At 63.0% G+C, this 11713-nt stretch carries 11 protein-coding genes; 6 read left to right on the top strand and 5 right to left on the bottom strand.

What is annotated here, in order from left to right; genetic code table 11:
- Positions 1 to 139 precede the first annotated feature (139 nt).
- Positions 140 to 961: a trypsin-like peptidase domain-containing protein gene (locus AC1DQK_RS12725; RefSeq protein WP_477871014.1), complete on the bottom strand. Its 822-nt coding sequence runs from the start codon at positions 959 to 961 to the stop codon at positions 140 to 142.
- A gap of 468 nt (positions 962 to 1429) precedes the next feature.
- Between AC1DQK_RS12725 and AC1DQK_RS12730 the strand changes: the two genes are divergently transcribed.
- Positions 1430 to 4138, top strand: a complete 2709-nt coding sequence (locus AC1DQK_RS12730; protein ID WP_477871016.1) for an adenylate/guanylate cyclase domain-containing protein — start codon at positions 1430 to 1432, stop codon at positions 4136 to 4138.
- Positions 4139 to 4190: 52 nt separating this feature from the next.
- On the opposite strand, the gene AC1DQK_RS12735 is transcribed toward AC1DQK_RS12730, so the two are convergent.
- Positions 4191 to 4427 carry a hypothetical protein gene (locus AC1DQK_RS12735; RefSeq protein ID WP_477871018.1) on the bottom strand — a complete coding sequence of 79 codons (237 nt, stop codon included), beginning with the start codon at positions 4425 to 4427 and terminating at the stop codon, positions 4191 to 4193.
- A gap of 98 nt (positions 4428 to 4525) precedes the next feature.
- Here AC1DQK_RS12735 and AC1DQK_RS12740 point away from each other — a divergent pair, with 98 nt between their 5' ends.
- Positions 4526 to 5782 carry a DUF763 domain-containing protein gene (locus AC1DQK_RS12740; protein ID WP_477871020.1) on the top strand — a complete coding sequence of 419 codons (1257 nt, stop codon included), beginning with the start codon at positions 4526 to 4528 and terminating at the stop codon, positions 5780 to 5782.
- Between the two features lie 83 nt (positions 5783 to 5865).
- Here AC1DQK_RS12740 and AC1DQK_RS12745 read toward each other — a convergent pair whose 3' ends face one another.
- From AC1DQK_RS12745 to AC1DQK_RS12755, 3 genes are read right to left on the bottom strand one after another with little or no spacing between them, the layout of a single operon-like run.
- A complete protein-coding gene (locus tag AC1DQK_RS12745; RefSeq protein WP_477871022.1) occupies positions 5866 to 6924 on the bottom strand; it encodes a phosphotransferase in 1059 nt (352 codons plus the stop codon).
- Positions 6921 to 8099 (bottom strand): acyl-CoA dehydrogenase family protein, encoded by a 1179-nt coding sequence (locus AC1DQK_RS12750; protein ID WP_477871024.1) that lies wholly within the window; start codon positions 8097 to 8099, stop codon positions 6921 to 6923. Before AC1DQK_RS12750 ends, AC1DQK_RS12745 begins: the two co-directional genes overlap by 4 nt.
- Before the next feature lie 13 nt (positions 8100 to 8112).
- Positions 8113 to 8868, bottom strand: a complete 756-nt coding sequence (locus tag AC1DQK_RS12755; protein WP_477871026.1) for an SDR family NAD(P)-dependent oxidoreductase — start codon at positions 8866 to 8868, stop codon at positions 8113 to 8115.
- Positions 8869 to 8933: 65 nt separating this feature from the next.
- Between AC1DQK_RS12755 and AC1DQK_RS12760 the strand changes: the two genes are divergently transcribed.
- The 4 genes from AC1DQK_RS12760 (at position 8934) to AC1DQK_RS12775 (ending at position 11669) form a co-directional block, all read left to right on the top strand.
- Positions 8934 to 9611, top strand: a complete 678-nt coding sequence (locus AC1DQK_RS12760; protein WP_477871028.1) for a GntR family transcriptional regulator — start codon at positions 8934 to 8936, stop codon at positions 9609 to 9611.
- 170 nt (positions 9612 to 9781) lie between these two features.
- Complete coding sequence (locus AC1DQK_RS12765; protein WP_477871030.1) at positions 9782 to 10516, top strand: TorF family putative porin; 735 nt, start codon at positions 9782 to 9784, stop codon at positions 10514 to 10516.
- 15 nt (positions 10517 to 10531) lie between these two features.
- On the top strand, positions 10532 to 10684 hold the full coding sequence (locus AC1DQK_RS12770) for a hypothetical protein (protein WP_477871032.1): 153 nt from the start codon (positions 10532 to 10534) through the stop codon (positions 10682 to 10684).
- A 328-nt stretch (positions 10685 to 11012) separates the two neighbouring features.
- Complete coding sequence (locus AC1DQK_RS12775; protein WP_477871034.1) at positions 11013 to 11669, top strand: response regulator; 657 nt, start codon at positions 11013 to 11015, stop codon at positions 11667 to 11669.
- Positions 11670 to 11713 lie beyond the last annotated feature (44 nt).

The raw sequence follows: 11713 nt of genomic DNA on the forward strand, positions 1-11713 counted from the left end.
TCGATCGGGAGGTGCGGTCACGGCGTCATCATGTCCCAGCGCCGCAATATGACGGCATCAGGGTTGCATGTAGATCAGCCGCTTATCGGCGTCACTCGCCATTCTGCGGGCGCGGACGCTTCATTTCATTCGCACCAGATCAGTACTGCAACGGACCGGTTGTGCCGGCCTCCGCCAGCTGCAGTGCCCGATCGTCGGCGCGATCGGCCGCGACGGCGGCGATAACCGCGAGCATATCGGTATCGAGCTTCAGCCCGAAATTTATGCAGCCTTCGGCGCCTGCACAGGCGTAGCCCAGGTGTAGACCTATCGGTTGACCGCCCCTTGCCGAGTAATAAGGCGCTCCGGACGAACCGGAGTCCGAATCGACCGAACTCGCGAATAGCCGGGACGGATCGGAGATGCGTATCTCGTTGGGGCCGTAGCGTGCCATGCCGAAGGGGAACGGCCGCGCTTCGCCGGCGCTCCTCCGCGCGAGGCGGTCCGCTGCGCTGATGGGGAAGGACAGCAACAGCACGGCAGTCGGGGTTCCACGGCCTCCTGCGGCGATAGCCGGGACGAGGCCCACCGCCATCGCGCGGTCGAGTTTCAGCACGGCGAAGTCATGGGCGCTGTCGTCGCGATAGCGCTCTTGTTGCCATGGCGAACGGGCATAACGGATGCGCGCGGCCTGCCGGACGGTGCCGTCGGCCTCATACAGCCGGAACACGCACCCGCGCGGATCGATGGGATTGTCGCGGGAATAGAACAGGTGCGCCGCCGTCATCACGGTGTCGGCGGATCCGACGATCCAACCCGTGGCCTCTTCCACCGAGGCCCGGCCGTCGCCGGCGCGGCATGTCAAGCGCCCTACCCCATCGGATGCCGCGGCTTTCGCGGATGCCGAAAGCCGCCCGAGGTGCATGGCTACCACAGGTTCGGCCAATAGCAGCGGAAGCGTCAGCAGGACCAGCAGCGACAACAATTTCCGATACGGCAACGCCAATACATTGCACGACAATCGAACAACAGGCATCTTCGAACCCTGCAGTCACGATCTCCGGGCAGATATACGTACCCATTCAATCGATATATGAAGCAAAATTGCTCACCACATCTACCGTCCAAACTATAATACATCATAAACGTCGGGATAATATTCGGATATTTAAGGTTAATCTTAGATTTACTGAACAACTATACTTCCTGTTTATTATATCATCCACTGACGCCAGGGCCGACGACGCACGCAACTGCAAGTCGCGCGCGCTCACTCAGGTCCAGCCAGCGCCATCCGAGTGGTTGGCGCGGCTATATGAAACTCCTCTGGACAAAGCCTTGGCTAGGGCGGCAAACCAGCGCCGGGAAGGCTCGCACCGGGGGCAGCCTTCAGGGGACCAGGGACGAAGGAGAGGCACGGCAAGATGAACCGACCGCTCCGCCCGCTATCATGACCGAACTGAAGCCCATCTCGGCCGGCAGCGCTGCGCCACCGCCCGGACGGTCCTCGGCACGCGCGCTGTTCTGGCGGCTCGTCTGGCTATACCAGGGCGGCTGCACGACCGCGATCATCATCACCCTCGCGCTGGTGCTGTTCGGGCTCGAATTCACCCTGCGGCAGTGGATCATCATGCTGGTGATGATGCCGATCGTCGTGGCGATCTATAATCTCAGCGATGTCTATCTGATCGTCCGTCATTTCCGCCCGGTCGACACGGCGCTGCGCGCACTGGACAGCGGCGCGAAGCCACCGCCCGACGTCGTCGCCCAAGCGGTGGTGCGCGCGCTCAACCTGCCCTTTTATTCCTTCCTGCGCGTCACCTTCCTGCACGGGCCGCTAGTCACGATGCTGGTGTGCATCGTGCTGCCGCTGGGCAATCTGGTCGTCGGTGCCGGCTACCAGATGTGGCAGGTGACGGTGTTCGCCGCGACCACCTTGTTCTTCGCCTCGCCGACCCATGCGATCTTCGAATATTTCGGCGTAAGCCGAACGCTCGTCCCAACCATCATCCGGCTGTCGCAGGCGCTCGAGGGCGGCCTGCCCCCCGAATATCAACGCCAGCTGGTCGCGATCCGGCTGAAGAGCAAGCTGCTCTACCTGACGATCTTTGTCGCGGCGCTGCCGCTCATTTTCTTCGCCGCGTCGATCATCTTCAAGGTCCAGCGGATGTTCGTGCAGCAGGGCATCGAACCCAGCGTGTCGATGATGATGCCCTTCTATGTCTGGATCACGGGCGTCGTCTGCATCTGCATGCTGGGCTCGGTGATGATGGCCCTGCTCACCGCGCACGAGGTGTCGCGCTCCGCAAGCCAGCTGATCGACGGAATGCGACTGGTCGAGCGCGGCGAGCTCGACCAGGTCAAGCTCGAGGTGGTTTCGACCGACGAATATGCCGACATCTTCCGGGGCTTCCAGCATATGCTCGAAGCATTGCGCGAGGAGCAGCTCATCCTGGAGATGAGCAATGATTTGGCCGGCGAGTTACAGCTCGAGATCCTCATCGCGCGGATAATGCGCGCGACCACCGAGTTGCTCAACGCCGAACGATCGAGCCTGTTCGTCTACGACCGCAAGACCGATGAACTCTTCTCGCTGTTCGCGGAGGGCGACCTCATCCGGGAGATCCGCCTGCCGTCGAACCGCGGCATCGCCGGCGCCGTCTTCACCAGCGGGGTGGCGGAGAATATCGCCGACCCCTACGCCGATCCGCGCTTCAATCCGGAGGTCGACCGCTCGACCGGCTTCACCACCCGTTCGATCCTGTGCCAGCCGATCTTCGACAAGCATGGCGGCCGGATCGGGGTCACGCAGATCCTCAACAAGCGCGACGGCTCGGGCTTCTCGCAGAAGGACGAGGCCCGGCTGCGCGCCTTCTCGGCGCAAATCGCGGTCTGCCTCGAGAATGCCCGGCTGTTCGACGACGTGCTCTATATGAAGAACTACAATGAGAGCATCCTGAAGAGCACCTCCAACGCCGTCATCACCTTCGACGAGGATACGCGGATCGTCACCAGCAACGAAGCCGCGCGCAAGCTGATGAACGCCGCGGACGGACTGATCGGCACCAGCGCCCGCGATGCATTCTCAGGCAAGAACGCCTGGATCGCCGAGCGGCTGGAGCGCACCGATCGCGACCGCGAAGCCTATCTGGCGGTTGATGCCGAACTGGTCGGCAGCGACGGCAACTCCGCTTCGATCAATCTCACTGCCGCACCGCTGCTGGACGCGAACGATGCGGTGATCGGATCGATGCTGGTGATGGAGGACATCACCAGCGAGAAGCGCGTCCGTTCGACCATGGCGCGCTATATGTCGAAGGAAGTCGCGGATCAGCTGCTGGAGGCGGGCGAGAGCGAACTGATCGGCAAGGACCAGACCGTCTCCATCCTGTTCTCCGACGTCCGCGGCTTCACCACCATCGCCGAAGCCATCGGCGCGCGCGAGACGGTGGCGATGCTGAACAGCTATTTCACCGAAATGGTCGACGTCATATTCGAGCATAAGGGCATACTCGACAAATATATCGGCGACGCCATCATGGCGCTGTTCGGCGCGCCCTTCGCAGGCCCGAACGACGCGGACAATGCGATCGCCACGGCGAACAAGATGCTCATCGAGCTGGCGTCGCTCAATCTCAAGCGCAGCTCGATGGGCGAGAAACCGATCGACATCGGACTCGGCATCAGCACCGGCGATGTGATCGTCGGCAACATCGGGTCCATCAAGCGCATGGAATATACCGTGATCGGCGACAGCGTGAACCTGGCTTCGCGGCTGGAGGGCGCCAACAAAGTCTATGGCTCGAAGATCTTGTTTTCGGAATTCACTCACGCGCGGCTCGCTTCGCCCAGCTTGACCCGCGAGATCGATCTGATCCGCGTGAAGGGCAAGGACTTCCCCGTCGGCGTGCATGAATCGCTCGGCTACCGTGCGGCCGAGGTCGACAGGGGCCTGGGCGCGATGCTCGAACATTATGCGACGGGGTTCACTGCGTATCGCGCTATGCAATGGGGGGATGCCGAGCAGGCATTCCTGAAGGCGCTGCAGGCGATGCCGGGCGATGGTCCGTCGGCCATGTATGTGGAACGATGCCGTGCGTTCGGGCAGACGCCACCAGGCGCGGACTGGGATGGCGTGTGGACGCTGACGTCCAAATAGAAGCCGCGCTCGGCCGGCCGGGCAGCTTCACCCGGCCGGCCTGACTATCGCGCTACTCCGGCAGTCCGAAATTCTTGGGCCTGCCGAAGTCGGCCGCGCCGCCCTGGGCGCCCATTCCGCCCTGATGGCTGGCATCGGCATCATCGACCGCGCTCGCCATGGCACGGCGCCGGCGTATCTCCAGCCGCTGCTCTTCGGTGAGGTTTGCGTCATCCACGCCGTTCTCGGCGGGCCCGCCAGCAGCGGCTCCGGCTTCGGACGGGCGGTTCGCCAGATTGTCATCTGCCATTATCTTTCTCCTTCGCGTCAAAAACGAAGGGCGCCGCGCGCTGTTCCTTGGATGCGCTGGCGGCTTGCAGTCGTTCGTGTTTCGTTCTATTCCGAATCATGCCTCAACGTGCCGGCAGTGCCGATCTTCCCCTGCATGGTGGACGCGTGCCGGCCTGGCTGGGCCAGCGCATGGCCCGGCTTGGCGCAGTGATGGCCCAGGCCATCGTACACCATTATGGCCGCGACGAGTTCCTGCGTCGCCTGGCCAACCCCTTCTGGTTCCAGTCGTTCGGCGCGGTGATGGGGATGGATTGGCATTCCTCAGGCATCACCACCAGCGTGATCGGCGCGCTGAAGCGCGGGCTGGAGCCATTGCGCGGCGAACTTGGCCTGCATGTCTGCGGCGGGCGCGGAAAACAGAGCCGACGCACCCCTGCGGAACTGCTGCTGGCCGGCACGCAGGGCGGCTTCGACGGTGCGGCGCTGGCGCGCACCAGCAAGCTCGTTGCCAAGGTCGACAGCGCGGCGGTTCAGGACGGCTTCGATCTTTATCTTCATGGCTTCGTTGTCGCCAACGACGGCGCATGGGTCGTGGTTCAGCAAGGCATGAACGACGCGACCCGTCGCGCCAGACGGTATCACTGGCTATCCGAAGGGCTGGAGAGCTTCGTCGACGCGCCGCATGCCGCGATCGAGGGACGCGGCGGCGGGGAAATCGTCAACCTTGCCGATCGTCGTGCGGCGGTGTCGCGGGCGACGCAACTCGATCTGCTTGGGAGCATGGGTCCCGATGGGATCGCCAGGGAAGCAGCCATCCTGCGTCGCGAGAACCGATGTCCCGCCGCCAGCGCCGAGCCGCTACTGCCGCAACTGATCCTGCCCGATCATCATGATGTGCGGGCGGAGGATGTCGTGATCCGGCGGCTGCACGGCGCGCTCGCCGCCGCGGCCGAGGCCGGGCCGCGGGACTTTACCGAGTTGCTGCTCGTGCCAGGCATCGGCGCCCGCACTGTCCGCTCGCTGGCGCTGGTCGCCGAGATCCTCCATGGTGCGCCGTGCCGCTTCACCGATCCGGCGCGTTTCTCGCTCGCGCACGGCGGCAAGGATCGCCATCCCTTCCCGGTGCCGATCAGGGTCTATGACAAGACGATCGGCGTTCTCAAATCAGCGGTCGAGGCGGCAAAGCTCGGCCAGGACGAGAAGCTCGGCGCGATCCGCAGGCTGGACGCCCAGGCACGCGCGCTCGAGGCGACCGCGCATGGCCCATCCTTTGAGGCGTTCCTCGCCCAGGAACGGCGCCAGTCGCACGCGCTCGGCGGCCGATCGGTATTCGGCTGGGAGCCGGCCACACGTGACCGGAAGACGGCCCTCTGAGCCAGCGGCAAGGCTGCGATTTCTCCTGCCTGGCATCCCGGCGTGGCTGAGAACCGTTTCGGGGGCCACCGCAAAGAGTGCGCTTACCGCTGCACCTGCGCCCAGGCGATCTGCGCCAGCTCGGGAAAGACACGCGCACGTTCTGCCGCCTGGGCCGAAGCCGCCGTGCCGCGGATCACGCGGCCCTTGATGCCGTGGAAGATCGCGGCGATGCGGAAGAAATTGAAGGCGGTGTAGAAATGGTATCCGGGGATCGAAGCTCGTCCGGTCCGCGCGCAGTAGGCGGCGATATAGTCTTCCTCGCTTGGCAGGTTCAGCGCCGCCAGATCGGCACCGCCCAGGCCAGCCACGATGTGCGGCGGCATGTGGTACATCATTGCGTTGTAGGCGAAGTCGGCCAGCGGATGCCCCAGGGTGGACAGTTCCCAGTCGAGCACCGCCAGCACCCGCGGCTCGGTCGGATGGAAGATCATATTGTCGATACGAAAATCGCCGTGGACGATGCTTGTCTCTTCGCCTGGCGGGATGTTCGCCGGCAGCCACTCGATCAGCTTGTCCATGTTCGGATCGCGACCTGCCTCGCCATCCTCGAGATACTGGCGCGACCATCGGCCGATCTGCCGCTCGAAATAATTGCCCGGATTGCCATAGTTGCCCAGTCCCACCGCGGCATAGTCGACGCTGTGGAGCTCGGCGATGGTCGCGTTCATCGCGTCGAAGTAGGCCGGACGTTCCGCGCGAGACACTTCTGGCAGGCTCGCGTCCCAGAACACCCGCCCTTCGACCATGTCCATCACGTAGAACCATGTGCCGATGACGGCATCATCGGTGCACAGACCATAGACATGCGCGACTGGGAAATCGGCGCTTTCCAACCCGGCGAGCACCGCCGCCTCGCGCTCGACGGCATGTGCACCCTTCAGGATCTGCCCGGGCGGCTTGCGGCGCAGCACATAGGCCTTGGCGGGCGTCACCAGCTTGTAGGTCGGGTTGGACTGCCCACCCTTGAACTGCTCGACGCTCAGCGGCCCCTGGAAGCCCGGGACGTTGTCGGCCATCCAGCGCACGAGGCTCGCCTCGTCGAAGGCGAAACCCTCGCGAACCGCTGTAGTCCCGCTATTCTCGTCCTGGCTGGTGCTCATTGCGCGTGCGCCTTGGCATGTTCGCGCTTGATCGCCTTGGCGAGCGACCATTTGTGCACCTCGGTCGGACCGTCATAGATGCGGAAGGCGCGGATCTCGCGAAAGATCTGCTCGACGACCGTATCGCCGGAGACCCCGGTGCCGCCCATCACCTGGATGCAGCGATCGGCGATGCGATAGAGCGCCTCCGACACCGCGACCTTGGCCATCGAGCTTTCGATCGTGCCCAGCGAGCCGCCATCGAGCACGCCGGCGCACCAGTCGATCATCAGTTCGGCCTGTTTGAGCTCGATCCGGTTCTCGGCGAGCATGAAGCCGACTCCTTCATGGTCGATCAGCTTCTTGCCGAACGCCTCGCGGCGGCAGACATAATCGGTGGCGATCTCCTGCGCGCGGATACAGCAGCCCAGCCAGCGCATGCAGTGCGACAGTCGCGCCGGCGACAGCCGGATCTGGGCATATTTGAAACCCTCGCCGCTGCGTCCCAGCATCTGCCCTGCCGGCACACGCAGGTTGTCGATCGTAACCACCGCGTGGCCGCCCGGCATCGAGCTGTCGATCGTGTCGAGCAGCCGCTCGATGCGGATTGCGGGATCCGGCAGGTCGACGACGAACATGCACGCTCCGCCGGTGCCATCCGTGGCTTCGGATTTCGCCATGACGATGCCCACCTTTGCACCTTGTGCACCGGTGATGAAGGCCTTGCGACCATTGACGATCCAATGGTCGCCCTCGAGCCGGCAGGTCGTCTTCATCATCGACGGGTCCGAACCGGCCCCACCATCCGACGCGGGTTCCGTCATGAAAAACGCCGACCGGCCCTCGCCCGATACCAGCGTATCGAGGAACTGCGCCTTGAGTTCGGGCGATCCGATCTTGCCGATGAGGTACATATTACCCTCGTCCGGCGCCATGGTGTTGACCGCGACAGGCCCGAGCGGCGAAAGGCCGGACTTGATGAGCACGATCGCGGTCTCGCGCTGGGTGAGGTGCGATCCGTCGCCCAGAATATGCGGCGTCATCACGCCGGCCACGCGCGCCTTGGCGCGCATTTCCCGCACGAGATCCTCGGATGGGCCATGCGCTCCCGCGCGCGGGTCATTTTCATAGGGAATGATGACGTCCCGCACAAAGGTCTCGACCTTGGAGGCGATGGCAAGAGCGCGTTCGGTCACCGTGTTTTCCTTATCAAAGCGAGCTGAGCAGATGGCCGCCGTCGGCAACGATCACCGATCCGGTCATGTAGGAGGAAGCGTCGGAGGCGAGCAGCAGCAGCGGCCCATCCAGTTCGGACAATTCGCCGGTCCGGCGCTGTGGAATGCGTTTGAGCATCGCCTTGCCGCCGTCCGTTTCCCACACCCCCTTGTTGATGTCGGTGGAGATGTAACCAGGGCAGATCGCATTGACCCTTATTCCGTGACGGGCGAGTTCGAGCGCCGCAGCCTTGGTCATCTGGACCACTGCGGCCTTCGAAATCGCATAGGTGGCGAGGTGCGTACCCTGGCGCAGAGCCAGGATGGAGGCGATGTTGATGATCGAACCTCCGCTGCCCCGCGCTATCATCCCGCGCGCTACGGCTTGGGTCAGCAGGAACATGCCCTTGGCGTTGGTGTCCATCGCCGCGTCCCAATCCGCCTCCTCCTGCGCGAGAAAAGGCTTTTCGATCGCGATGCCCGCATTGTTGACGAGAATGTCGGCGCTGGCGAGCAGCGGCTCGACTGCGGTGATGCTGGCTGCGCTCGACACGTCGAGCGAAGCGGTGCTGCAGCGACCGCCGGCCGATCGGATTTCCTCCGCCACCTTCGCGAGCGCCCCCTCCCGTCGCGCGGCGACGATCACCTCGGCACCAGCACGGGCCAGCACGCCTGCAAAATGCGCCCCTAGCCCTGCCGAAGCGCCGGTCACGAACGCCACTTTGCCCTCTAGGTTCAACAAGTCCGTCATTTCACCTGCTACGCTATCGATTTCCATCGACTATAGAACAATATTGTGGAACAATCAATCCGACGATGTCCAACGATCCGACCCTCGACGACAGCAACTGGTCCGGCGCCGAGCCGGCGGGCACCGCCCGTCGGGTCTATCTGGGCATTCTCCAGGATCTGGAATTGGGCCGGCTGGTGCCGGGCCAGCGCCTGGCTGAAACGGACCTGTCCAGCCGTTTCGCCGTCGGTCGGAATGCCGTGCGCGAAGCGATGCAGCATCTCGCAGCGCGCGGCGTCGTCGATCTCAGTCCGAACCGCTCGCCGGCGATTCGCCAACTGGACTTGCCCGAAAGCTTGGAAGTGCTGGACGTAGCAGAGGCGCTGACGCGGCTCGCCGCGCGCACCGCCGCCATCGGTTACGGTCCCGAGCATGCCACGCCGCTTCAGGCGGCAATCGACGGCTTGATCGGAGCCGCAGCGGATGAGCCGGCGGTTTTCAGCGCCGCACGCCGGAACTTCTACCGTACCCTGCTGCTGATCGGCGGCAATCGCGAACTACAGCGGCTGTTCCCCGCAATAGGCGTTCACATCATCCACGCGCAATTCCCATCGGCCAAGCTTCGCGGTATCCGCATCGCCGACTATCGCGCGATCGCCGCCGCCGTTGCGGCCAGCGATGCCGCAGCGGCGGAAGATGCCGCAGTCGCCCATGTCGACGCAGTGCGCGCGGTGGTGCGGGAGTTGGCTACCGGACGGCGCTAAATCTTGATCGGTCCGGCTGGATGGCCTGAACCGTGAATCAAGGTCTAACCCATATACGAGGGCCTGATTCACGCTTCGGGGTGGACGCGCGTAGCGCTTCCACCTTAAACAATCAGGCTCCAGGCGAGAAGCCGGTTGCAGCGGCAACGGCGACAGACCATAGATCCCGCATGCGGGGGCACATCACTTCATTGCTGGCGGTGGGAATCGCGCTCGCGCCAGCCATGGCTCGTGCCGAAACATCTCTCGACTCAGAAGCCGAGGCGCGGGCAAAGGCCGCGGACTCGGCCGCGCCGATAACGATTTCCTATAATCTGGCCATCGTGTCAGACTATCGTTTCCGCGGCCTCAGCCTCACTAATCGCGATCCCGCCGTGCAAGGCGGTGTTGATGTCGCATCCAGCTCGGGGTTCTTCGCTGGCGCCTGGGCATCGAACATAGCCGACTATGGCGGTTCCAAGGTCGAGATCGACGTCTATGGCGGCTATGGCGGGGAAGTGGCAGGGCTCAGCTACTCGGCCGGCGCTTATGCCTATCTCTATCCAGGCGGCAACGACGCGAATTATATCGAGTTGCAGTCGACGCTTGCAAAGACAATCGGCCCGGTGACGACGACACTCACGCTGGCCTACACGCCCGACCAGTCGAACACGACGCGCGACAATTTCTACGCTGCGCTCGGTGCGGATGTAGCGATCGGCAGCCTGCCGCTGACGGCCTCCTTCGCCATTGGTCGCGAAAATGGCGGCTATGACGAAAAGTGGGACTGGTCGGCAGGCCTGACCTGGAAGCTCGACCTGCTCGAAATCTCGGCCTTCTATGTCGACAGCAACTACAAGGGCGCGCTCGAAGCCGGCCATAATGGCGGGGCTGGTGCCATCCTCTCGGCGAAGGCCACCTTCTAGGGGAGCTTGCGAGCCATGGTCAGGCCGTTCCTTTCGGTCGACATGGCCGGGTCCACCCAGTTCAAGGCGCGGTTCACCGATGGTGGCAGCTGGCTGAACACCTTCTTCACCAATTTCCCGCTGATGCTGGCCGGTCAGATCGGCTTCGCTTTCCTTGTCCGAGATTGAGCAGGCGATCGGCGATATGCGCCTTTATCTGCGCAAGATGCACGGGGGTGCAACGGCCGCGATTGACGCTCGGCGCCGCAGAATAGCAGCTTGCAGGAGCCCATTACAGGAGCAGGCAATGCTGGCGCTACTATCGGTGAAATACTCCATCGATCTTATTGGACTAAAGTATAATAGTGGTTTCTACCTATATACTAAAGTATAACCCCCCTTTTCGGCCGAGATTCATATTAAATTATGACTTTCCGCCCATTTAAGTGAGACCAGCTTATGCAACCTTCCCGCATAAAGTGGCGATAATGACAGGGTAACGTGGGAATTCGTCGACATGGCATCAATCAACGTCCTGATTGTCGACGATTCCCTCGTTATTCGCGCCATGATGACTGGCGTTCTCGAAAAGGATAAAGAAGTAACTGTAGTTGGGGCGGCATCCTCCGCCTCCGAAGCGGCACGAATATTGTCCGAGACGATTGTTGATGTTGTAACTCTGGACATAGAAATGCCCGGTACGAGTGGCTTAGAGTATCTTCAAGTGCTTACCAAGAAACGGATCCCCGTAGTGATGCTGTCAGGGCACACTGCGGACGGATCCGGTGTGCGAGAGGAGGCCCTCGGACGAGGCGCCTTTGCTTGCTTCGATAAAGCGAACGCGGTTCGCGATGCTGGCCAACTTTTGAAGCTCATCAAGGAGGCGGCACAACATAGGCCTTCACCCGCGGACCCCGAGCATCACGCCAATAGCCAACAGACCGTAGCCAGTTCGGCTCTGGTCGAGCGCTTGATCGCAGAGCATGGCGACGGCCTCGTCAAGCTGATCGCCGAGCGGGTGGGGTTTGCGACGCTGCAGGGCGATACGGCGGAAATAGCCAAGTGGGTCGGCATTTCGCGAAGGGTGGACGAGGCATTGAAGAACTCGGCAAGACCGGACGGCAAGGTCGGTACGCCCCAATCGCTGTATTCCCCCATCCTCGGATCGGCATGACCCTCCGCCGGAACAACTCCGGCTTGTCGAGGCGTCAGACCTCG

The sequence above is a fragment of the Rhizorhabdus sp. P4_G5 genome, from assembly GCF_056401065.1.